The organism is Streptomyces sichuanensis, from assembly GCF_020328095.1.
Taxonomy (GTDB): domain Bacteria; phylum Actinomycetota; class Actinomycetes; order Streptomycetales; family Streptomycetaceae; genus Streptomyces; species Streptomyces cinnamoneus.
This window is the reverse complement of record NZ_JAIXMK010000001.1, coordinates 228,975-250,813: the sequence shown is the minus strand read 5'-3', so window position 1 is coordinate 250,813 and position 21,839 is coordinate 228,975. Positions and strand designations below refer to the sequence as shown.

Sequence of the window (21,839 nt, the reverse complement as noted above, 5' to 3'; positions counted from 1 at the left end):
CTCCTTCGCACGCATACGCAAGATCTCCCCACCACTACCCAACGGTAGAGGCCGGGCCGGACCGGCCGCGGGCCATTACCGGAATCCGGGGTGCGCCGGGGCGCCGCGCCGGGCGCCGGGCGCGCGGCGCGGCCGGTTCAATGGTCCGCATGGCCCAACTGGAGGTCCCGTTCGGTCCTTCCGCCGCCCGCGATCTGCAGGACGGTGGCGACGGGCGGGTAGCCGGCGGCCACGACGGTGTACTCGCCGGCGGAGAGGTCCACGAAGCGGAACGTCCCGTCGGCGCCCGTGATGGTGGAGTCCACGACGTTGCCGGCGGCGTCCAGCAGGCTGACGCGGGCGTCCTCGACGGGCCGGCCGCCGTTGGCCCGCACCGTGCCGCGCAGCACCGCGCCGCCGGCGAGCTCGACGTCCTGCCGGGTCTCGCGGGCGGACTGGACGGTGACCGGCAGCGCGGCGGGCCGGAAGGCGGGGGCGCTGGCGGCGAGGGTGTACTCGCCGGCGATCAGCTCGTCGATGACGTAGCCGCCCTCGGGGCCGGTGCGGGTGGAGGCGACGACCTCGCCGTGCACGTTGGTGAGGGTGACCAGGGCCTCGCGCACGGGCGTGCCGTCGGCGGTGCGGACGGTGCCGGCCAGCCGGCCGGCACCGCCGAGGACGACGTCGAGCTCGACGGGCCGCTCGCCGACGGTGACGGTGACGGCCTGCGGCTGGTGGCCGCCGGCGGCGGCGATGAGGACGTACGAGCCGGTGCCGGGCGTGGACAGCGCGTACCGTCCGTCGTCGCCGCTCGCGCCGCGGCCGATCTGGCGGCCCTGGACGTCGATGAGGGTGAGGGCGGCGCGGGGGACGGTGGTGCCGTCGTGGTGCTGGACGGCGCCGGTCACGGGGATGCCCGCGACGAAGGGCGCCGGGTCGGCGGGCGGGGCGACGCGTGCGGACGGAATGGCGGCTTCGGGGGCGTGGTGGGACACCAGTGGTTTCTCTTTCAGCAGGAAGGCGAGCAAAAAGCCGACGATGAGCACCGGTACGAGGTAGAGGAAGATCCGTGGCATGGCCTCCGCGTAGGCCCGGACGTAGCCGTCGCGCAGGGGTGCGGGCAGGGCGTGCACCAGCTGCGGGGTGATGGAGTCGGGGGCCGGCAGGCCGGCGCGGGGCGGCAGTTCGGTGGCCAGGGCGGCGGAGAGGCGGTGGGCGAAGAGCGTGCCGAAGACGGCCGCGCCGATCGAGCCGCCGATCTGCCGGAAGTAGTTGTTGGCGCTGGTGGCGGTGCCGAGGTCGGCGGGGTGCACGGAGTTCTGCACGGCCAGCACGAGGACCGGCAGGGCGAGGCCGATGCCGACCCCGAGGATGGCCATCCAGAGGCTGTAGACGAGGCGGCCGGTCTGGGCGTCGAGGTGGGAGAGCAGGTACATGCCCTCGGCGGAGAGCGCTCCGCCGAGGATGGGCAGCAGTTTGTAATGGCCCGTTCGGCTGATGAGGTGGCCGGCGACGAGCGAGGCGACGACGATGCCGCCCATCATGGGCAGCATCAGCATTCCGGACTCGGTGGCGTCGACGCCGTCGACCATCTGCAGGAAGGTGGGCAGATAGCTGGCGGCGCCGAAGAGGGCGACGCCGACGACGGCGCCGACGAGCGCGGTGACGGTGAAGACCGGGTCACGGAAGAGGTGCGGTGGGATGATCGGTTCTGCGGCGAAGTGCTCGACGACCGCGAAGAGCAGCGCGGTGCCGACGGCGCCCGCGCCCAGGCCGAGGATGGTACGGGAGGTCCACTCGTACGTGGTCCCGCCCCAGGTGGTCAGCAGGATCACGCAGGTGGAGGCGGCGGTGAGCAGCAGGGCGCCGAGGACGTCGAAGCGGGCCCGGCACGGCGGCCGGGGCAGCTTGAGCGCGGTGGCGACCACGGCGAGGGTGACGATGCCGAAGGGGACGTTGAGGTAGAAGCACCAGCGCCAGCCGGCGTGGTCGGTGAAGAAGCCGCCGAGGAGGGGGCCCGCGACCGAGGCGAGTCCGTAGGCGGCGCTGATGACGCCCATGTAGCGGCCGCGCTGCCGCGGCGGGACGATGTCGGCGATGATCGCCTGAACGCCGATCAGTAGGCCGCCGGCGCCGACGCCCTGGACGGCGCGGAAGGCGATGAGCTGGTCCATGGTGCGTGACCAGCCGGCCAGTGCGGAGCCGATGACGAAGACGACGATCGCCAGGACGAAGGCGGTCTTGCGGCCGGAGAGGTCGCCCAGCTTGCCGTAGAGCGGGAGGACGACGGTGGAGGTCAGCAGGTAGGCGGTGACCGCCCAGGACATCCGGTCGAGGCCGTGCAGTTCACCGACGATCTTCGGCAGGGCGGTGGCGACGACGGTCTGGTCGAGCGCCGCGAGCAGCAGCGTGAGCATGAGCCCGGCGAAGACCAGGCGCACCCTGGCGGGCCCGGGCGGGGGTTGTGCGTCGCGGGGAGGAGGTGGGGAAGGGGGCAGGTCGAGCGTCCTGTCGCTCTTCTCCAAGGTGGTCTCGAAGGTGGACCCTCCCACGTAACGCTCCCCTCGTCGCGCCTGCGCTGCCGCCCATTTCTCGCATTACGCGACAACGGCCAGCAAGCGCGACGATTTGCCTGGGAGCGCCGAACGAGGGGCTTTCGGCCGGTCGGAGGGGGTTTCGGTGCACCTGTACGGCACAGTGAAAACCACTCGAACCGGTGAGCCCGGACCGGTACGGCCCGGGCGGCTCCCGGTGGCTCAGCCGGCGCTCGGTGCGCCCTCCACCTCGGCGGCGAGCCGGGCGAGCACGGCGTCGTAGATGCGGCCGAGGCCCTTGGGGGCGAAGGTCCGCTCGAAGAAGCCGCCGATGCCGGTCGCGCCCGTCCAGGTGCTGGTGACGACGACCTTGGAGCTGCCCTCGCCGGCCGGGGTGACGGTCCAGGTGGTGACCATGGAGGAGTTGCGGTCCTTCTCCACCAGCTGCCCGGTGGACGGCTCGGACACCTCCAGCAGGCAGTCGCGGACGCGCTTGCTGGTGGCCTGCAGCTTCCAGTGCACCACGGTGCCCTCGCCGTCGCCGCCCTCGCGCACCTCGTACTCGCTGAAGTGCTCGGGCAGCAGCTTGGCGCGGGTGCCGCTGTAGTCCGCGAGGGCGTCGAAGACGTCCTCCGCGCCTGCCGCGACGATCCGCTCGGTGGTGGCCTCGACCTGGCCCATGGCAGTCCTCCGGGACGATCAAAAGTGCTGTGTTTGCCGTTGTGCGTGTACGGGCAAAGCCAACCACCATCGTCACAACCGCCCAAATCCTGGGCCCCGGGCGTTAGCCTCCGCGCATGGTGAACATACGGGAGATGGCCGACGCCGACATCGAAACGGTGGCCGGGATCCGGGTGGCCGGCTGGCGCCACGCGTACGCGGGGCTGGTCCCGCAGCACCATCTGGACGCGATGGACGCACGTGCGGACGCGGCGCACCACCGCGCCCGCCTGGCGAGCGGCACGGACCCGGCGGTGAACACGGTGGCCGAGACGACGGACGGCGTCGTGGGCTGGGTCTGTTACGGGCCGTGCCGCGATGCCGACCAGCCGCCCGGGACGGGCGAGTTGTACGCCGTCTACGTACGACCGGAGCTGATCGGGACCGGCGTCGGCCGCGCCCTGTGGGCGGCGGCGCTGGAGGGCGCGCGGGAGCGCGGCTGGGAGCGCATGGTGCTGTGGGCACTGAAGGGCAACGTGCGCGCCCGCCTCTTCTACGAGCGCGCCGGGTGTGCTCCCGACGGCGCCGAGCGTCCGGGCGACGTCGGCGGCACCGCCGTACCGGAGGTGCGCTACGTGCTGGAGCCGGACCGCGGGCCGTGAGGACCGCCCCGGCCGGCCAGCCGGGCCAGGGCCGCGACGGCGGCCGGGCGCAGTCGTTCGTGCTCGCGCGCGGCGACCAGCGTGGCCTCGGCCCGCCGGTCGCCGAGGGCGCCCAGGCCCTCGACGCAGGCGCGGGCGACCGGCCAGCAGTGGTCGCGGGCGGCCAGCAGCCGCTCCAGGGTGGCCAGCAGGGCGGGAACGGACTCGGGGGCGCGCAGCTCGGTGAGGAGCCGGACGGGGTAGAGGGCGTAGGCGGTGCGCAGCGGGTTGGTGGCGAGGGCGGCCGCGGCGCGGGCGGTGCGGGGGTCGCGCAGCCGGGCGAGGACGTGGGCGGCGGTGGCGCAGCGAACGGGTTCGCGGTAGTTGAGCAGGAGGATCAGGGTCTCGAAGGCGCGGCGGTCGCCCTTGGTGCCGAGGGCGTAGGCGGCGATCTCGCGGGCCCACAGGGGCTGTTCGGGGGCCACGAGGACCCCGGCGAGCCGGTCGCGGGCGGCGCGGCTGTCGGACCGGACGAGCGCGAGCAGCTTGTCGTGCGCCGCGAATTCGGCCGGGGAGACCAGTTCGGCCCGCACCCGCTTCAGCAGCGCGCGGAATTCCTCTTCCATGTTCCGCTCTCCTCCCCGAGTGGCCTGGGCCACATCGTAAGTCGCCCGCACACCCCCTGGCGCTCTTGGTTACCCGTGAGTTAATCTCCCGGCAAGAGCAGTACCCCGCTCTGGCGTTCTGGTGACGCAGATGCCACAGCGTTGACGTCGGTTCGGCATTGACGAGTACGGCACGGCCCCGGGACAGGGCCCGCCGGTCGCACAACTCCCTCTCCGCGGTCGCCCCTTACCCGTCCGCGGAATTCCTCAGTCGCCGCCCCTGCCCGGGGCCGCCGCCAACCGCCGTCTCCCCTCGCGCATGGGGAACACCTTCTGGAGTCTCGCGATGGACCGTACGTCCACCCCTGAGCCGTCCCACCCCTCCCCCTCCCCATCGGCGCCGTCCCTGCGGACCGTGGCCGTGATCGGTCTCGGCACGATGGGCACCGGGCTCGCCGAAGTGCTCACCCTGGCCGGCCGTGACGTCGTCGGCATCGACGTCAGCGACGCCGCCGCCCTGCGGGCCGGCGCCGCACTGGAGGCCGCCACGGCCCGTGCGGTCGAGCGCGGGCGGATCACCGAGGCGGAGCGCCGGGCGGCGCTCGCCCGCTTCCGCACCTCGCGCGAGCTGAGCGCGGCCGCCGACGCCGATCTGGTGATCGAGGTCGTCCCCGAGGACTACGACCTCAAGCACGAGGTCTTCACCGCCCTCGACGCGGTCGTGCGTCCCACCGCCATCCTGGCGACCGGCACCAACGCGCTGTCGGTGACCCGGCTGGCCGCCGACTCGGCCCGCCCCGAGCGCGTACTGGGCCTGCACTTCTTCAACCCCGCGCCGGCGATGCGGCTGGTGGAGGTCGTCTCCTCGGTGCTCACCGCGCCGGACGCGGTCGCGGCGGTCACCGAGCTGGCCCGCGAGCTGGGCAAGGAGCCGGTGGCGGTGGGCGACCGTCCGGGCTTCGTGGCCGACGGGCTGCTGTTCGGCTACCTCAACCAGGCCGCCGCGATGTACGAGGCCCGCTATGCCACGCGCGAGGACATCGACGCGGCGATGCGCCTGGGCTGCGGGCTGCCGATGGGCCCGCTCGCCCTGCTCGACCTGATCGGCATCGACACCGCCCGTACGGTCCTGGAGGCGATGTACGCCGCCTCGCACGACCGGCTGCACGCGCCCGCGCCCGTCCTCGGCCAGCTCGCGGCGGCCGGGCTGACCGGCCGCAAGGCCGGCCGCGGCTTCTACAGCTACGAGGCCGCGGGCTCGTCCGTCGTCGTGCCGGACGCCGACACCCCGGTCACGGGCGAGGGCTCGCCGGCGGGGGCGGCCGGGCGCGAGGTGCGGGCCGTCGGGGTGGCGGGCTCGGGCACGATGGCGAGCGGGATCGCCGAGGTCTTCGCGAAGGCCGGCTACCGGGTGGTGCTCGCGGCGCGCTCGCAGGAGAAGGCCGACGCGGCGAAGGCACGGATCGCGAAGTCCCTCGCGCGCGCGGTGGCCAAGGGGAGGCTGACGGACGTCCGGGCGGACGCGGCCCTGGCCGCGGTGACCCCGGCCGGCTCCCTCGACGCGTTCGCGGACGTGGACCTGGCGATCGAGGCGGTGGCGGAGGACCTGGAGGTCAAGCAGCAGCTGTTCGCCGCGCTCGACAAGGTCTGCCGGCCCGGCGCCGTGCTGGCGACCACCACCTCCTCGCTGCCCGTGGTGGCCTGCGCCCGCGCCACGTCGCGGCCGCAGGACGTGGTGGGCATGCACTTCTTCAACCCGGCGCCGGCGATGAAGCTCGTCGAGGTGGTCCGTACGGTGCTGACCGCCGACGACGTGCACGCCACCGTCCGCGCGGTGTGCGCCCGGGTGGGAAAGCATCCGGTGGACTGCGGGGACCGCGCCGGGTTCATCGTCAACGCGCTGCTGTTCCCCTACCTCAACAACGCGATCAAGATGGTCCAGGAGCACTACGCCTCCCTCGACGAGATCGACGCGGCGATGAAGCTGGGCGGCGGCTACCCGATGGGGCCCTTCGAACTCCTCGACGTCGTCGGCCTCGACGTGTCCCTGGCCATCGAGAAGGTGCTGCACCGCGAGTTCCGTGACCCGGGCCTGGCGCCGGCACCGCTGCTGGAGCACCTGGTGGCGGCGGGCTGCCTGGGACGCAAGACGGGGCGCGGCTTCCGCGAGTATGCGAGGGCCTGACCGGTCCGGGCCCGATCCGGGCGTCGGCTGGGGCGGACTGCTCGGACCCGCGGGAGGTCCGCCCCGGCACACCCACACGGACGCATGTTACGTTCCCCACATGTCCCAGCCCGCCAAGTCCGCCCGCGCACCGCGCGGGGCCGCCACCGAGTCCAGGGGAGTCAAGGGGCCGACGTCGGCCAAGGGTCCGCAGGAGCGCGCCACCGAGACCTCCGGCGCCCGCCGCGCCGCCGCCCAGCGGCTCACCATGCGCCGCAAACTCGCCGCGGCGGCGATGGAGTTGTTCGCGACGAAGGGCTACGAGGCGACGACCGTCGACGAGATCGCGGCGGCGGCCGGGGTCGCGCGCCGGACGTTCTTCCGTCACTTCCGCTCCAAGGAAGAGGCGATCTTCCCCGATCACGACGACACGCTCGTCCGGGCGGCGGGCGTGCTGGACGCCGCGCCGCCGCACGAGAATCCGCTGGACACCGTCTGCCGGGGGATCAAGGAGGTCATGCGGATGTACGCGGCCTCCCCCGCCGTCTCCGTCGAGCGCTACCGGCTGACGCGGGAAGTGCCCGCGCTGCGCGAGCGCGAGATCGCCTCCGTGGCCCGCTACGAGCGGCTGTTCACCCGGTACCTGCTGGGTCACTTCGACGAGACCGCCCACCACGTGGGCGACGACGACCCGCTGCTCGCCGAGGTCGCCGCGTCGGCGGTCGTCACCGCACACAACCACGTGCTGCGCCGCTGGCTGCGCAGCGGCGCCCAGGGTGATCTGGAGCAGCAGCTCGACCACGCCTTCGCCATCGTGCGGGAGACGTTCGGGGCCGGCATCGGGGCGGGCCGCGAGCGCCCGGAGGAGGCCCCCGCGACGGCGGTGCGGGCGGAGGGCGAGGTGCTGGTGACGGTGGCCCGCACGGACGCGCCGCTGGACGAGGTGATGCGGGTGATCGAGAAGGCACTCAAGACGAAGAACCGGTAAATTCCGGCCATATCACCATATTGACGAACGGCGGTCACCCCTCGGGGTGGCCGCCGTTGCTCACGTGTGCCCTGCGGATGACATCTGAGAGAAATTGTTGGCACGCAGTGTCTTGTCGCCTGGCACGCGGTGCCATTACCTTGAGGGTGTCCGGGCGGCCGGCACGCTGACGCAACCATCGTGTGCCGGCTGTCCCCACAAGCACGTTGTGCGCCCGGACACGCCTGCGTCACCAGGCTTTCCGCGCTCACCAGCGCAGCCGAGCACCACCGCCGGACCGACGGCACCGCGTCCGCACCACCCCCGACGTTCCCTCAAGCCGTTCCCTGACGTGCTTCGCCGGAGGCAATCCGTGAACCAGATCCTGGACGCGATACTCGCGCCCGACAGCAGCGCCGAGGACTTCGCCGCGCTCCCCCTGCCCGAGTCCTACCGCGCGGTGACCGTGCACAAGGACGAGGCGGACATGTTCGCCGGGCTCCCCAGCCGGGAGAAGGACCCGCGCAAGTCGCTGCACGTGGAGGAGGTGCCGGTGCCCGAACTCGGGCCCGGCGAGGCCCTGGTGGCCGTGATGGCCAGCTCCGTGAACTACAACTCCGTCTGGACCTCGATCTTCGAGCCCGTCTCGACCTTCGCGTTCCTGGAGCGCTACGGCAAGCTCTCGCCGCTCGGCAAGCGGCACGACCTGCCGTACCACGTCATCGGCTCCGACCTCGCGGGGGTCGTGCTGCGCACCGGCCCCGGCGTCAACGCCTGGCGGCCCGGCGACGAGGTCGTGGCGCACTGCCTCTCCGTGGAACTGGAGTCCGCCGACGGGCACAACGACACGATGCTCGACCCGGAACAGCGCATCTGGGGCTTCGAGACCAACTTCGGCGGCCTGGCGGAGATCGCGCTGGTGAAGTCCAACCAGCTGATGCCCAAGCCGGCCCACCTCAGCTGGGAGGAGGCGGCGGCGCCCGGACTGGTCAACTCCACCGCGTACCGCCAGCTGGTCTCCCGCAACGGCGCCGGGATGAAGCAGGGCGACAACGTGCTGATCTGGGGCGCCAGCGGCGGACTCGGTTCGTACGCCACGCAGTTCGCGCTGGCCGGCGGCGCCAACCCGATCTGTGTGGTCTCCAGCGACCAGAAGGCGGAGATCTGCCGCCGGATGGGCGCCGAGGCGATCATCGACCGCAGCGCCGAGGGCTACCGGTTCTGGAAGGACGAGCACGAGCAGGACCCGCGCGAGTGGAAGCGCTTCGGCAAGCGCATCCGCGAGCTGACCGGCGGCGAGGACGTGGACATCGTCTTCGAGCACCCGGGCCGCGAGACCTTCGGCGCCTCCGTGTACGTCACGCGCAAGGGCGGCACGATCGTCACCTGCGCCTCGACCTCGGGCTACAACCACCAGTACGACAACCGCTACCTGTGGATGTCGCTGAAGCGGATCGTCGGCTCGCACTTCGCCAACTACCGCGAGGCGTGGGAGGCCAACCGCCTCATCGCCAAGGGCAAGATCCACCCCACCCTGTCGAAGACCTACACCCTCGCCGACACCGGCCAGGCGGCGTACGACGTGCACCGCAACCTCCACCAGGGCAAGGTCGGCGTGCTCTGCCTGGCACCCGAGGAGGGCATGGGCGTGCGCGACGAGGAGATGCGGGCCCAGCACATCGACGCCATCAACCGCTTCAGGGACGTGTGAGTACACCACCATGACTGAGCGTCAGCCAGCACCCGAGCCGAAGGGCGCGCCGGTGCCGAAAGCGACGAGGACGAGGGAGCGCAGCGACCGCGGGCTGAGGAACGTCGGCACCGGATCGGAGCGCCCGGAGGTGAAGGTGCGCAGGGAAAGGGATCGTCCATGGCTGATGCGGACCTACGCCGGGCACTCCACGGCCGAGGCGTCCAACGAGCTGTACCGGCGCAACCTCGCCAAGGGCCAGACCGGCCTGTCGGTCGCGTTCGACCTCCCGACGCAGACCGGATACGACCCCGACCACGTCCTCGCCCGCGGCGAGGTCGGACGGGTCGGGGTCCCGGTCGCCCATCTCGGTGACATGCGACGGCTGTTCCAGGACATCCCGCTGGAGCAGATGAACACCTCCATGACCATCAACGCCACCGCCATGTGGCTGCTGGCGATGTACCAGGTGGTCGCGGAGGAACAGGGTGCCGACGTCACCGGGCTGCAGGGGACGACGCAGAACGACATCGTCAAGGAGTACCTCTCGCGCGGGACGCACGTCTTCCCGCCGGGCCCCAGCCTGCGGCTGACCACCGACATGATCGCCTACACGGTCAGCCACATCCCCAAGTGGAACCCCATCAACATCTGCAGCTACCACCTGCAGGAGGCCGGCGCCACGCCGGTCCAGGAGATCTCGTACGCGATGTCCACGGCCATCGCCGTGCTCGACGCGGTGCGGGACTCCGGCCAGGTGCCCGACGAGCGCTTCGGCGACGTCGTCGCCCGCATCTCCTTCTTCGTCAACGCGGGCGTCCGCTTCATCGAGGAGATGTGCAAGATGCGCGCCTTCGGCCGCATCTGGGACCAGGTCACCCGCGAGCGCTACGGCATCGAGAACGCCAAGCAGCGCCGCTTCCGCTACGGCGTCCAGGTCAACTCCCTCGGCCTGACCGAGGCGCAGCCGGAGAACAACGTCCAGCGCATCGTGCTGGAGATGCTGGCCGTCACCCTCTCCAAGGACGCCCGCGCCCGCGCCGTGCAGCTGCCCGCCTGGAACGAGGCGCTGGGCCTGCCCCGCCCCTGGGACCAGCAGTGGTCGCTGCGCATCCAGCAGGTCCTCGCCCACGAGAGCGACCTGCTGGAGTACGAGGACATCTTCGCCGGGTCGCACGTCGTCGAGGCCAAGGTGGACGCCCTGGTCGCCGAGTGCCTCGCCGAGATCGGGCGCATCCAGGAGATGGGCGGCGCCATGGCCGCCGTCGAGTCCGGTTACCTCAAGTCGCAGCTGGTCTCCTCGCACGCCGAGCGCCGGGCCCGGATCGAGGCCGGCGAGGAGAAGATCGTCGGCGTCAACTGCTACGAGTCCACCGAGCCCAACCCGCTCACCGCCGATCTCGACACCGCCATCATGACCGTCGACCCGGCGAACGAGGCGCGCGTCGTCGCGGCCCTGCACCGCTGGCGCGACGACCGCGACGAGGGCCGCGCCCAGGAGGCGCTGTCCGTCCTGAAGAAGACGGCGGCCGGCGCGGAGAACCTGATGGCCGCCACCCTGGAGTGCGTGCGCGCGGGCGTCACCACCGGCGAGTGGTCCTGGGCGCTGCGCGACGTGTTCGGCGAGTTCCGCGCCCCGACGGGCGTCAGCAGCGCCCCGCTGGCCGTGGCCGCCGAGCCGGGCACGCCGCTCGCGACCGTCCGCGCGAAGGTGCGGCGCACGGCCGAGGAGCTCGGCAGCGGCAGACTGCGGCTGCTCGTCGGCAAGCCCGGCCTCGACGGGCACTCCAACGGCGCCGAGCAGATCGCCGTACGGGCCCGCGACGCCGGCTTCGAAGTGGTCTACCAGGGCATCCGGCTCACCCCCGAGCAGATCGTCTCGGCCGCCGTCGCCGAGGACGTCCACTGCGTGGGCCTGTCGATCCTCTCCGGCTCGCACGCCGAGCTCGTCCCCGACGTCCTGGCCAGGCTGCGCCGGACGGGGGCGGAGGACGTGCCCGTCGTCGTCGGTGGCATCATCCCGTCGGCCGACGCGACCGCCCTGCGGGCGGCCGGAGTCGCCGCCGTTTTCACCCCGAAGGACTTCGGTATCACGGAGATCATCGGCCGTATCGTCGACGAGATCCGCAAAGCGAACCAGCTCGACCCCCTGGAGGTCTCCGCATGACCGGCTCCCCCGCCGTCAACCGGCTGCGCCCGCGCCGCTCCTGCCTCGCCGTCCCCGGCAGCAACCCCCGCTTCCTGGAGAAGGCCCAGGGCCTCCCCGCCGACCAGGTCTTCCTCGACCTGGAGGACGCCTGCGCCCCGCTGGCCAAGGAAGGCGCCCGGCACACGATCGTCGACGCGCTCAACAACGGCGACTGGACGGGCAAGACCCGGGTGGTCCGTGTCAACGACTGGACGACGCACTGGACGTACCGCGACGTCGTCACGGTCGTCGAGGGAGCGGGCCCCAACCTCGACTGCATCATGCTGCCGAAGGTCCAGGACGCCCAGCAGGTCGTCGCCCTGGACCTGCTGCTGACGCAGATCGAGAAGACGATGGGCTTCGAGGTCGGGCGCATCGGCATCGAGGCGCAGATCGAGAACGCCAAGGGCCTGGTGAACGTTGACGAGATCGCCGCCGCCTCGCCGCGCCTGGAGACGATCATCTTCGGCCCCGCCGACTTCATGGCGTCCATCAACATGAAGTCCCTGGTCGTCGGCGAGCAGCCGCCCGGCTACCCGGCGGACGCCTACCACTACATCCTCATGCGCATCCTGATGGCGGCCCGCGCCCACGACCTGCAGGCCATCGACGGCCCGTACCTGCAGATCAAGAACGTGGACGGGTACAAGGAGGTCGCCGGGCGCGCGGCGGCGCTGGGCTTCGACGGCAAGTGGGTGCTGCACCCGGGCCAGGTGGAGGCCGCCAACGAGGTCTTCTCGCCCTCGCAGGCCGACTACGACCACGCCGAGCTGATCCTGGACGCGTACGACTGGTGCACCTCCGAGGCGGGCGGCAAGAAGGGCTCGGCCATGCTCGGCGACGAGATGATCGACGAGGCCAGCCGGAAGATGGCGCTGGTCATCGCGGGCAAGGGCCGCGCGGCCGGGATGGCCCGTACGTCCAAGTTCGAGATCCCGGAGGCGTGAGCGCCATGCAGTTCGGCCGTACCTTCGAAGAGTTCACCGTCGGTGACGTGTACAAGCACTGGCCCGGGAAGACGGTCACGGAATACGACGACCACCTCTTCTGCCTGCTCACCATGAATCACCACCCTCTGCACATGGACGCCCATTACGCCGGGGAGACCACGGACTTCGGCAAGAACGTGGTGGTGGGCAACTACGTCTACTCACTGCTGCTGGGCATGTCCGTCGCGGACGTCTCGGGCAAGGCCATCGCCAACCTCGAAGTCGAGTCGCTGAAGCACATCGCGCCGACCTTCCACGGCGACACGCTCTACGGCGAGACGAGGGTGCTCGACAAGACGCCGTCGAAGTCGAAGAACGACCGCGGGATCGTCCACGTCGAGACCATCGGCTACAAGCAGGACGGCACGGTGGTCTGTACCTTCCGCCGCAAGGTGATGGTGCCCACCGCCACGTACATCGAGGAGCGCGGCGGGGAGCAGCCCGGCCGCCCCGAGCCGATCATCCGGGAGAAGTGAGATGGGCCGCCTGGCGCAGACCGACGGGCTGACGGACGTCCAGCAGGAGATCCTCGCGACGGTCCGTGACTTCGTCGACAAGGAAATCATCCCGGTGGCCACCGAGCTGGAGCACCGTGACGAGTACCCCACCCGGATAGTGGAGGGGCTCAAGGAGCTCGGCGTCTTCGGGCTGATGATCCCCGAGGAGTACGGCGGGCTGGGTGAGTCCCTTCTCACATACGCGCTGTGCGTCGAGGAGATCGCCCGGGGCTGGATGAGTGTGTCCGGAATCATCAATACGCACTTCATCGTCGCCTACATGCTCAAGCAGCACGGCACTCAGGAGCAGCGCGAGTATTTCCTGCCGCGGATGGCGACGGGCGAGGTCCGGGGCGCGTTCTCGATGTCGGAGCCGGGCCTGGGCTCTGACGTGTCGGCCATCACGTCCAAGGGCGTCCGCGAGGGCGACGAGTACGTGCTCGACGGCCAGAAGATGTGGCTGACCAACGGCGGCTCGTCGACGTTGGTGGCGGTGCTCTGCCGGACCGACGAGGGCCATCCTGAGGGGACGGCTCCGCACAAGTCGATGACCACCTTCCTGATTGAGAAGGAGCCGGGGTTCGGCCAGGTCAAGCCGGGTCTGACCATCCCCGGCAAGATCGACAAGATGGGCTACAAGGGCGTCGACACCACTGAGCTGATCATGGACGGCCTGCGCGTTCCGGCGGACCGGGTGCTGGGTGGGGTCACCGGTCGCGGCTTCTACCAGATGATGGACGGCGTCGAGGTCGGGCGCGTCAACGTCGCAGCGCGTGGTTGCGGTGTCGCTCAGCGCGCGTTCGAGCTGGGTGTGGCCTACGCGCAGCAGCGCCGGACCTTCGGGAAGCCCATTGCCCAGCACCAGGCGATTCAGTTCAAGCTGGCCGAAATGGGCACAAAGGTCGAAGCGGCTCATGCAATGATGGTCAATGCCGCCCGCAAGAAGGACTCGGGCCGGCGCAACGACCTCGAAGCGGGGATGGCGAAGTACCTGGCCTCCGAATACTGCAAGGAGGTCGTGGAGGACGCCTTCCGCATCCACGGCGGTTACGGCTTCTCCAAGGAGTACGAGATCGAGCGGCTCTACCGCGAGGCTCCGATGCTCCTGATCGGTGAAGGTACGGCCGAGATCCAGAAAATGATCATCGGGCGGCGGCTACTGGAGGAGTACCGAATCCAGGGGTAAATGCCTGATTCGGCGCCTTTCGGGGGTGTTTCGGCAGAGAAGAAGATCACACCCTGTCATCGGCGTTCGGCCACAGACTGGCCCCGGCGCTTAGCCAGTTGCCGCCCCCAACCGATAGCATCCCCGGAAAGCCGCCGTCCCCCCAATCGTTACGCGGCACCCTCCGCTACGAAGGTCACCCATGCCCCACAGCTCTTCCTCTGCACCACGCGTCAGCCTCCGCGGCGTACGCCTCGCGCGCGGAGCATCGCCGTGGCTCCTCCCGACCGTCGCCACCGCCGCGGTCAGCCTCACCCAGGCCCGCCGCTCCGGGCGATGGGCGGCGCTGGCCGTGCCCGCCACCGCGCTCGCGGCCGGCATGCTGTGGTTCTTCCGCGATCCCGATCGTGAGATCGCCCAGGGCCGGGTCATTTCCCCGGCCGACGGCGTGGTGCAGAGCATCATGCCCTGGAAGGACGGACGAACCCGCGTCGCGATCTTCATGAGCCCGCTGAACGTCCACGTCAACCGCGCCCCGATGGCCGGCACGGTGACCTCGGTCGAGCACGTCCCCGGCGGCTTCGTTCCGGCTTTCAACAAGGAGAGCGAGAACAACGAGCGCGTCGTCTGGCACTTCGACACCGAGCTCGGTGACATCGAGATGGTCCAGATCGCCGGCGCCGTCGCCCGCCGCATCGTGCCCTACATCGGTGCGGACACCAAGGTGGAGCAGGGCGACCGCATCGGCCTGATCCGCTTCGGCTCGCGCGTCGACATCTATCTCCCCGAGGGTGTCGAGATCGCGGTCGAGGTCGGTCAGGCCACCACGGCAGGGGTGACGCGCCTTGACCGTGGTTGAGCCGGACACACAGGCTGCCTGGGTCCCCGAGGCGGACGCCGACGACGCGGACGACATGCCGCTGTCCACGCGCCTGTCAATAGCGGACACCCTCACGCTGGGCAACGCGATCTGCGGCTTCATGGCGGTGTACTTCACCACCACCGGCGTCCTCATCCCCCACCTCACGGGGAACGAGGACGGCGGCATGGCCCGCCACAGCGCGGCCACGGCCGTGATACTGATGCTGCTCGCGTCGGTCTTCGACCTCTTCGACGGGCTCGTGGCGCGCAAGCTGCGCAGCTCGGCGATGGGTGCGGAGCTGGACAACCTGTCCGACCTGATCAGCTTCGGGCTCGCGCCCGCGTACTTCGTGGTCGTCTGGGGCATGGTCGCCGACGACGCCCACCAGCGGGTTTCCGCGGTCGCCGCGATCGTGGTGCTGCTGGCCGTCGTGCTGCGGCTGGCGCGCTTCTCGTGCGTCCAGCTGCGTGACGGCATCTTCCAGGGCATGCCGAGCCCCTTCGGGGCGCTGACGGTGGTCTCGATCGTGCTGCTGGAGCTGCCGTTCGTACCGACGCTCCTGGCGATCATGGGTGTGGCGTGGCTGATGGTGAGCCGCGTGGAGTACCCCAAGCCGCGGGGTCCGCTCGCGGTGGCCATGCTCAGCTGGATCGTGCTCAGCATGGGCCTGCTGGCCGCGTGGGCCTTCGACGCGCCGGGCGGCGAGCTGCTGCTCCAGACGGGCTGCGCACTGCAGGTCGTCCTGGGCGCGGTGATCCCGCTCTTCGCGACGGCCCGCCGCGTGAACACCTTCCGCGACAACCGCCGCGAGGCGCGAGCGGCCCAGCTGCCGTAGCGCTGGCCGCGCGGGACGGAAACCAAGGCCGGTGGGGGCCCGGGCATCAGCCCGGGCCCCCACCGGCCTTTCCGCTGCCCAGCGGCCGGAGGCGTCCTGGGCTTCGCCCGACGCCCGGCCGTCCCGGTGCCGGCTCCACCCGGCGCCCGGCCGTCCCGGTGACGGGCTGTGCCCGGCGCCGCTCGTCCTGGTGCCCGGCCGCCTTGGTGCCCGTTTTTCCGGTACGGGCCGTTTCGATGCCTGGCCCTTCCCGAGGTGCCCTCGGCCGTCCGTGCCGGCCCGGTTCGCGCGCTGCGCTCGTCCGCCCAGGCGGAGGGCCCGGGGGCTCGTGGGGCGCGGATGCGCAATCCGGCACGGCCGTTTCCGGCCGGCCGGGGGTGGCTGGAAGCGACCGGCCGTGCACGAGCCGGTGCCCCCCCCGGCGGGGCGGGGCGGCACGCGCCGAGCCGCGGTCGTTCCGCCACCTGGGCCGCACCCGCCGCCACGCCGGGCACGGGGCCGGCTCCGCCGACGAAGGAGCCCGGGCTCGCCGCAGCCGGAGCCTAAGCGGCCGCGCGGCGCGGGCCGGGCAGCCGGCCGCGTCAGACTGCGGCCGTCCCGTCCCCACCCCGTTCCCGACCGCCGCACCGGAACCACAGGCCCGGCCCGGCCCACCCGCCTGAGCCGGGCCGGCCGCCGTACACCGACCGTGGCCGCCACGCCGCCTGAGGTCGACCCCAACCGCCGCACCAGAACCACGGGCCTGGTTCGGTCTGCCGCGCCGGAGCTGGAGTGGGCCGGCACGGTCAGGTGAGGTAGTCGCGTGCGATGCGTTCGGCTGTTTGTTCCAGTAGGGGGCCGGCCTTCTGCATGCAGTGGGATGGGGACGGGTCCAGGTCCGTCAGGGGGTAGGCGCGGTCGATGCCTGCCTTCTTCAGGGCCTCCGGGGCCAGGGTCAGGCGGCCGCAGACGGCTACCACCGGCCTGCCGTGTGCCGCGCGGGCCACGCCCACCGGGGCCTTGCCGTGCAACGTCTGCTCGTCCAGCGAGCCCTCGCCCGTGATGACCAGGCCGGCGTCCTGGACGGCCGCCTCGAAGCCCAGGACGTCGAGCATCACCTCGATCCCGGGCCGGAACGTGGCGCCCAACGCGGCGAGGGCCCCGTAGCCCGTGCCGCCGGCCGCGCCGGCGCCCGGTGCGTCCGCCAAGCGCCCGCCGTCGAGCACGCGCGCGTAGTGGGCCAGGGCCGCGTCCAGTACGGCGACGTCGGCCGGGCCGGCGCCCTTCTGGGGGCCGTAGACGGCCGCCGCACCGCGCGGGCCGGTCAACGGGTTGTCAACGTCGCTCGCCAGTACGATCCGGGTGCGCGCGAGCCGGGGGTCCAGACCGGAGAGGTCGGCGACGGCGAGCGCCGCCAGGGCCCCGCCGCCGGGGCCCACGGGCCGGCCGTCGCGGTCCAGCAGGCGCGCCCCGAGAGCGGTCAGCAGCCCCGCCCCGCCATCGGTCGTGGCGCTGCCGCCCACGCCCAGCACGACCGTGCGGGCCCCGTCGTCGAGCGCCGCCCGCAGCAGCTCGCCCGTTCCGCGGGTGGTCGCGGAGAGCGGGGCCCCGGCCCCGGCCGGCAGCCGGCGCAGCCCCGACGCCTCGGCCAGCTCCACCACCGCCGTCCGGTCGGCCGGCCGCAGCGCGTACGCGGCCACGACCGGCTCCCCCACCGGCCCCGTCACCCTCGCCTCGCGCCGTTCGAAACCCGAGGCCAGCGCCGCGGCCACGGTGCCGTCGCCGCCGTCCGCGACCGGCAGCGCGCTCACCGTCACACCGGGCGCCGCCCGGCGCAGCCCGGCCGTCAGATGGCCGGCGACCTCGACGGCCGTCAGCGATCCCTTGAACTTGTCCGCGGCGATCAGTACGCGTGTCGCATCCGCCACCGTGCATCCCCTCGCTTCCGGGTCGCGCCGCGGTGACCCTACCCGGGGGACTGTCGCGCCACCCACGCCGCGACGGCGGCGCGCCAGCCCGACCGATCAGGCGTTTTCCGGCCATAGTGGGGCGTCATGAGCACCGAAAGCACCGAGCCGCGCTCACCGCAGGACGAACCCCCGGACATGCCCCTCGTCGTCATCGGCGGCGCCGCGGTGCTGGCGGTGGTGGCGTGGGCGGCCCTGGGCAAGCACTCGTTCGACCGGGTGTCGACGACGGCCCTGAGCTGGGTGCTGTCCAACTTCGCCTGGCTGTTCGTGGTCGCGGCCGACGTGTTCCTCGTGCTGTGCGTGGTGATCGCCGTGAGCCGGTACGGCCGCATCCGGCTGGGTGCGGACGGCTCGCAGCCGGAGTTCGGCAACCTCGCCTGGATCGCGATGATGTTCAGCGCCGGCATGGGCATCGGCCTGATGTTCTACGGCGTCGGCGAGCCGCTGCAGCACTTCGTCGTCCCGCCCCCGGGCACCGGGGTCGTCGCGAACTCCCCCGCGGCCGCCCGCACCGCCCTGGAGTACTCCTTCTTCCACTGGACCCTGCACCCCTGGGCCATCTACGGCATGGCCGGTCTCGCCCTGGCCTACGCCGGCTTCCGCAAGGGCCGCGGCAACCGGCTCAGCTCAGTGTTCGTCCCCCTGCTGGGCGCACGGCGGGCGGACGGCTGGCCGGGACGGGCCATCGACCTGCTCGCCGTCTTCGCGACGGTCTTCGGCACGGCGACCAGCCTCGGCCTGGGCGCCCTGCAGGTCTCCAAGGGCCTCAACATCACCACGGGCGTCAAGGACTCCACGTCCCTCGAACTCGTCATCATCGCCTCGCTCTCCGCCGCGTTCGTCCTCTCCGCCTTCTCGGGGCTGCACAAGGGCGTGAAGTGGCTGAGCACCCTCAACATCGCGCTCGCGGCGTGCCTGATGCTGTTCGTGTTCCTCCTCGGCCCGACCGTCTTCGTGCTCAACGCCGTCCCCTCGGCCACCGGCGGCTACCTCCACGACCTGCTGACGCTCGCCACCCGCACGGGCGCGTTCACCGACTCGAAGTGGCTCGGCGCCTGGACGATCTTCTACTGGGCGTGGTGGCTCTCCTGGGCGCCGTTCGTCGGCACGTTCATCGCCCGCATCTCGCACGGCCGCACGATCCGCGAGTTCCTCATCGGGGTGCTCCTGGTGCCCAGTGGGGCGACGGTGGTGTGGTTCTGCGTGATGGGCGGCAGCGCGCTGCGCCTGGACATGACCGGTGCCGCCGACATGGCCGGCACCGTGAAGGAGGGCGCGGAGGCGTCGCTGTTCGCCCTGCTGGACACCCTGCCGCTGGCCACGCTGACGTCGTGGATCGCGATGGCGCTGGTGATGACGTACTTCATCACCAGCGCGGACTCCGCGTCGCTGGTGATGGGCTCCCTCTCCAGCCGCGGCGCGCTCCACCCGCGGACCTGGCTGGTGGTCGTCTGGGGCGTCCTCATGGCCGCGGTCGCGGCCGTGCTGCTGGTGGCCGGGGGCCTGACGTCCCTGCAGTCGGCGACGATCCTGGTGGCGCTGCCGTTCGTGGTGGTGATGCTCGCGCTGTGCTGGTCCCTGCTGCGGGAGCTGCGCACCGACCCGGGTGCCGGCCCGGCCCGGCACCACGCGATCCACGGCCTGGGCGACGCCCTGCGCACGATGGTCGGCGAGGCCGTCTCGGAGCACGGCCCGGTACGGCATCCACGGCTGCGGCGGGTGGCGGAGAGCGCTCGCGAGCGCGGGAACGACGACGCCCCCTGACGGGCGCCGCGGCGGCGAGGGCGGTACGGTACGGGGCCCCAGCGGGCCCCCAGCGGGTGCGGCCGGCCGGTGTCTCCGGGCGCGGGCAGCCTGGTCGGCCACGGGGTCGGCCGGAACGGGCCCGTCGGCCGCGGGAGCCCGCCCGGCTCAGGGCCCGGCTGTCACCGGGTCCGCCTGGCTCAGGGCCCGCCCGCCACCGGGTCCGCCCGGCTCAGGGTCCGCCCGGCTCAGGGCCCGAGCACGCCGCGCCACGCGCCCGGCTCCGGGCCCGCCCGGCCCCGTGGTCGGCCGGAACGGGCTCGCCGCCTCCGCCCGTCAGAACAGCCACTGCTCGTCGCCGCGTTCGAAGGCCAGCAGTCGCCGCTTGCGGTCCAGGCCGCCGCCGTAGCCGGTGAGGCTGCCGGTGGAGCCGATGACGCGGTGGCAGGGGACGATGATGCCGATCGGGTTCTTGCCGTTGGCGAGGCCGACGGCCCGGGAGGCGCCGGGGGAGCCGATGCGGGCGGCGAGTTCGCCGTAGGAGAGGGTCTGCCCGTAGGGGATCTGCCGCAGGGCCTCCCAGACCCGCCGCTGGAAGGTCGTGCCGTCCAGGCGCAGCGGCAGGTCGAAGCCGGTCGCGTCGCCCTCGAAGTAGGCGGCCAGCTGGCGGGTGGCCTCGGGGAAGGGCCCCTCGTCGTCGCGTTCGCCGAAGCTCTCCTCCGGCGGCCGGTGGCGCTGACCGGTCATGTAGAGGCCGCACAGGACGCCGTCGGCGGCGACGAGGGTCAGCTGCCCGTAGGGGCTGTCGATGACGGTGTGGACGCGGGACATGGTGGTGTTCCGTTCAGACGGTGGCGGGCATGCGGGCGGCGGCGTGGTCGTCGGCCGACCACAGGTACTGGACGGCGTACGCGCGCCAGGGCCGCCAGGCGGCGGCGTGCCGGGACAGGGCGGCGGGCGTGCCGGGCAGGCCGGTGCGGGCGGCCGCCCGCCGTATGCCGAGGTCGGTGGGGAGGAAGGCGTCGGGGTCGCCGAGGCCGCGCATGGCTATGAGCCCGGCCGTCCACGGTCCGATGCCCGGGAGCGCGGCGAGCCGGTCGCGGGCCTTGGCCCAGTCGCTGCCGACGCCGAGGGCGAGCTCGCCGCTCGCCAGTGCCTCCACGGTGCGGACGAGGGTGGCCCGGCGCCCGGCGGGCATGGCCAGGGCCCCGGGGTCCAGGGCGGCGAGGGCCTGCGCGGAGGGGAAGAGGTGGGTGAGGCCGCCGTCCGGGACGGCGACGGGCTCGCCGTGTGCTGCCACCAGACGGGCGGCGAGGGTGCGGGCGGCGGCGGTCGACACCTGCTGGCCGAGGACGGCGCGTACGGCGAGCTCTTCGGCGTCCACCGTGCGCGGCACGCGCCGGCCGGGGTTCTTGTCGACGAGCGGCGCGAGGTGGGGGTCGGTGCGCAGGTGCGTGTCGACGGCCTCGGGGTCGGCGTCGAGGTCGAGGAGCCGGCGGCAGCGGCTGATGGCGCCGGCCAGGTCGCGCTGGTCGGTGAGGGCGAGCCGGCAGGCGATGTGGTCGGGGCGCGGGCTCAGGGCGACCGTCCCGTGGCCGTAGGGCAGGCGCAGGGTGCGGTGGTACGCGCCGTCGCGCCACTCCTCCACGCCGGGCACTGCGGTGGCGGCGAGCAGGCCGAAGAGGTTGTCGGGGCACAGGGGCGCGCGGAAGGGCAGGCGCAGCGTGAGGGTGCCGGGGGCGGCCGGGACGCCCGTGCCCGAGGCGCGGGTGCGCAGCTCGGTGGGGGTGAGCGCGAAGACCTCGCGCACGGTCTCGTTGAACGTGCGGATCGAGGCGAAGCCGGCGGCGAACGCCACGTCGGCCATGGGCAGTGCGCTGGTCTCGATGAGGATGCGGGCGGTCTGGGCGCGCTGGGCGCGGGCCAGGGCGAGGGGTCCGGCGCCGAGTTCGGCGAGGAGCTGGCGTTCGACCTGCCGGGTGCTGTAGCCGAGGCGGTCGGCGAGGCCCTGGACGCCCTCGCGGTCGACCGTGCCGTCGCCGATGAGGCGCATGGCGCGGGCGACGAGGTCGGCGCGCTCGTTCCAGCGGGGGGAGCCGGGGACGGCGTCGGGTCTGCAGCGTTTGCAGGCCCGGAATCCGGCCTGCTGGGCGGCGGCCGCACTCGGGTAGAAGGTCATGTTCCGGTCCTTCGGCGGCGCGGCCGGACAGCTGGGGCGGCAGTAGATGCGCGTGGTGAGGACGGCGGTGAAGAACCAGCCGTCGAAGCGCGCGTCCCGGGAGCGGACGGCCCGTACGCAGCGGTCGAAGTCGGTGTGCATGGTTCAAGGATCGGGGGCGGAGGGGGGTCGGGGCTCGCGGAAATCCGACAT

Annotated in this window: 17 protein-coding genes; 11 read left to right on the top strand and 6 right to left on the bottom strand. The window is 72.4% G+C overall.

The genetic code is table 11. The features are described from left to right. Window positions 1–137: 137 nt before the first annotated feature. Window positions 138–2,531 (bottom strand): MFS transporter, encoded by a 2,394-nt coding sequence (locus LE181_RS01115; protein WP_372458209.1) that lies wholly within the window; start codon window positions 2,529–2,531, stop codon window positions 138–140. Window positions 2,532–2,735: 204 nt separating this feature from the next. Then, window positions 2,736–3,194 carry an SRPBCC family protein gene (locus tag LE181_RS01110; RefSeq protein ID WP_225658947.1) on the bottom strand — a complete coding sequence of 153 codons (459 nt, stop codon included), beginning with the start codon at window positions 3,192–3,194 and terminating at the stop codon, window positions 2,736–2,738. A 116-nt stretch (window positions 3,195–3,310) separates the two neighbouring features. On the opposite strand from LE181_RS01110, the gene LE181_RS01105 reads away from it, so the two are divergent. After that, window positions 3,311–3,835 carry a GNAT family N-acetyltransferase gene (locus LE181_RS01105; RefSeq protein WP_225658946.1) on the top strand — a complete coding sequence of 175 codons (525 nt, stop codon included), beginning with the start codon at window positions 3,311–3,313 and terminating at the stop codon, window positions 3,833–3,835. Here the strand turns inward: LE181_RS01105 and LE181_RS01100 are convergent. After that, window positions 3,805–4,440 carry a HEAT repeat domain-containing protein gene (locus tag LE181_RS01100; RefSeq protein WP_225658945.1) on the bottom strand — a complete coding sequence of 212 codons (636 nt, stop codon included), beginning with the start codon at window positions 4,438–4,440 and terminating at the stop codon, window positions 3,805–3,807. The two genes, LE181_RS01105 and LE181_RS01100, sit on opposite strands and share 31 nt — an antisense overlap. A 325-nt stretch (window positions 4,441–4,765) precedes the next feature. On the opposite strand from LE181_RS01100, the gene LE181_RS01095 reads away from it, so the two are divergent. The 9 genes from LE181_RS01095 to pssA all read left to right on the top strand — a co-directional run bounded on the left by LE181_RS01095 (window position 4,766) and on the right by pssA (window position 15,776). Beyond that, window positions 4,766–6,604, top strand: coding sequence for a 3-hydroxyacyl-CoA dehydrogenase family protein (locus tag LE181_RS01095; RefSeq protein WP_225658944.1), 1,839 nt, complete (start codon window positions 4,766–4,768; stop codon window positions 6,602–6,604). A gap of 100 nt (window positions 6,605–6,704) precedes the next feature. After that, window positions 6,705–7,571 (top strand): TetR family transcriptional regulator, encoded by an 867-nt coding sequence (locus LE181_RS01090; RefSeq protein ID WP_225658943.1) that lies wholly within the window; start codon window positions 6,705–6,707, stop codon window positions 7,569–7,571. Window positions 7,572–7,923: 352 nt separating this feature from the next. Continuing rightward, window positions 7,924–9,261: a crotonyl-CoA carboxylase/reductase gene (gene ccrA, locus LE181_RS01085; protein WP_225658942.1), complete on the top strand. Its 1,338-nt coding sequence runs from the start codon at window positions 7,924–7,926 to the stop codon at window positions 9,259–9,261. A 10-nt stretch (window positions 9,262–9,271) separates the two neighbouring features. Beyond that, window positions 9,272–11,407, top strand: coding sequence for an ethylmalonyl-CoA mutase (locus tag LE181_RS01080; RefSeq protein WP_372458208.1), 2,136 nt, complete (start codon window positions 9,272–9,274; stop codon window positions 11,405–11,407). Then, the gene (locus tag LE181_RS01075; RefSeq protein WP_225658941.1) at window positions 11,404–12,375 is read left to right on the top strand and encodes an HpcH/HpaI aldolase/citrate lyase family protein; all 972 of its coding nucleotides are present in this window, start codon (window positions 11,404–11,406) and stop codon (window positions 12,373–12,375) included. The genes LE181_RS01080 and LE181_RS01075 overlap by 4 nt, the downstream gene beginning before the upstream one ends. Window positions 12,376–12,380: 5 nt before the next feature. Beyond that, a complete protein-coding gene (locus tag LE181_RS01070; RefSeq protein WP_225658985.1) occupies window positions 12,381–12,893 on the top strand; it encodes a MaoC family dehydratase in 513 nt (170 codons plus the stop codon). 1 nt (window position 12,894) lies between these two features. Beyond that, window positions 12,895–14,100, top strand: coding sequence for an acyl-CoA dehydrogenase family protein (locus LE181_RS01065; RefSeq protein WP_225658940.1), 1,206 nt, complete (start codon window positions 12,895–12,897; stop codon window positions 14,098–14,100). Between the two features lie 181 nt (window positions 14,101–14,281). Beyond that, complete coding sequence (locus LE181_RS01060) at window positions 14,282–14,938, top strand: phosphatidylserine decarboxylase (RefSeq protein WP_190110634.1); 657 nt, start codon at window positions 14,282–14,284, stop codon at window positions 14,936–14,938. Next, complete coding sequence (gene pssA, locus LE181_RS01055) at window positions 14,925–15,776, top strand: CDP-diacylglycerol--serine O-phosphatidyltransferase (RefSeq protein ID WP_225658939.1); 852 nt, start codon at window positions 14,925–14,927, stop codon at window positions 15,774–15,776. The genes LE181_RS01060 and pssA overlap by 14 nt, the downstream gene beginning before the upstream one ends. Before the next feature lie 785 nt (window positions 15,777–16,561). Here pssA and LE181_RS01050 read toward each other — a convergent pair. Further along, a complete protein-coding gene (locus tag LE181_RS01050; RefSeq protein WP_225658938.1) occupies window positions 16,562–17,683 on the bottom strand; it encodes a glycerate kinase in 1,122 nt (373 codons plus the stop codon). Between the two features lie 126 nt (window positions 17,684–17,809). Between LE181_RS01050 and LE181_RS01045 the strand changes: the two genes are divergently transcribed. After that, window positions 17,810–19,489: a BCCT family transporter gene (locus tag LE181_RS01045; RefSeq protein WP_225658937.1), complete on the top strand. Its 1,680-nt coding sequence runs from the start codon at window positions 17,810–17,812 to the stop codon at window positions 19,487–19,489. Window positions 19,490–19,804: 315 nt separating this feature from the next. Here LE181_RS01045 and LE181_RS01040 read toward each other — a convergent pair whose 3' ends face one another. Both LE181_RS01040 and LE181_RS01035 read right to left on the bottom strand, forming a co-directional pair. Further along, on the bottom strand, window positions 19,805–20,299 hold the full coding sequence (locus LE181_RS01040; protein ID WP_225658936.1) for a methylated-DNA--[protein]-cysteine S-methyltransferase: 495 nt from the start codon (window positions 20,297–20,299) through the stop codon (window positions 19,805–19,807). A 13-nt stretch (window positions 20,300–20,312) separates the two neighbouring features. Then, the gene (locus LE181_RS01035; protein ID WP_225658935.1) at window positions 20,313–21,788 is read right to left on the bottom strand and encodes an AlkA N-terminal domain-containing protein; all 1,476 of its coding nucleotides are present in this window, start codon (window positions 21,786–21,788) and stop codon (window positions 20,313–20,315) included. Window positions 21,789–21,839 lie beyond the last annotated feature (51 nt).

What these genes read in the sequence shown, in the direction of transcription:
- LE181_RS01060 (WP_190110634.1), top strand. Translation starts at nt 14,282, where the DNA reads ATGCCCCACAGCTCTTCCTCTGCACCACGCGTCAGCCTCCGCGGCGTA.
- LE181_RS01040 (WP_225658936.1), bottom strand. Translation starts at nt 20,299, where the DNA reads ATGTCCCGCGTCCACACCGTCATCGACAGCCCCTACGGGCAGCTGACC.
- LE181_RS01070 (WP_225658985.1), top strand. Translation starts at nt 12,381, where the DNA reads ATGCAGTTCGGCCGTACCTTCGAAGAGTTCACCGTCGGTGACGTGTAC.
- LE181_RS01065 (WP_225658940.1), top strand. Translation starts at nt 12,895, where the DNA reads ATGGGCCGCCTGGCGCAGACCGACGGGCTGACGGACGTCCAGCAGGAG.
- LE181_RS01075 (WP_225658941.1), top strand. Translation starts at nt 11,404, where the DNA reads ATGACCGGCTCCCCCGCCGTCAACCGGCTGCGCCCGCGCCGCTCCTGC.
- LE181_RS01095 (WP_225658944.1), top strand. Translation starts at nt 4,766, where the DNA reads ATGGACCGTACGTCCACCCCTGAGCCGTCCCACCCCTCCCCCTCCCCA.
- LE181_RS01105 (WP_225658946.1), top strand. Translation starts at nt 3,311, where the DNA reads ATGGTGAACATACGGGAGATGGCCGACGCCGACATCGAAACGGTGGCC.
- LE181_RS01080 (WP_372458208.1), top strand. Translation starts at nt 9,272, where the DNA reads ATGACTGAGCGTCAGCCAGCACCCGAGCCGAAGGGCGCGCCGGTGCCG.
- LE181_RS01035 (WP_225658935.1), bottom strand. Translation starts at nt 21,788, where the DNA reads ATGCACACCGACTTCGACCGCTGCGTACGGGCCGTCCGCTCCCGGGAC.
- LE181_RS01100 (WP_225658945.1), bottom strand. Translation starts at nt 4,440, where the DNA reads ATGGAAGAGGAATTCCGCGCGCTGCTGAAGCGGGTGCGGGCCGAACTG.
- LE181_RS01045 (WP_225658937.1), top strand. Translation starts at nt 17,810, where the DNA reads ATGAGCACCGAAAGCACCGAGCCGCGCTCACCGCAGGACGAACCCCCG.
- LE181_RS01110 (WP_225658947.1), bottom strand. Translation starts at nt 3,194, where the DNA reads ATGGGCCAGGTCGAGGCCACCACCGAGCGGATCGTCGCGGCAGGCGCG.
- LE181_RS01090 (WP_225658943.1), top strand. Translation starts at nt 6,705, where the DNA reads ATGTCCCAGCCCGCCAAGTCCGCCCGCGCACCGCGCGGGGCCGCCACC.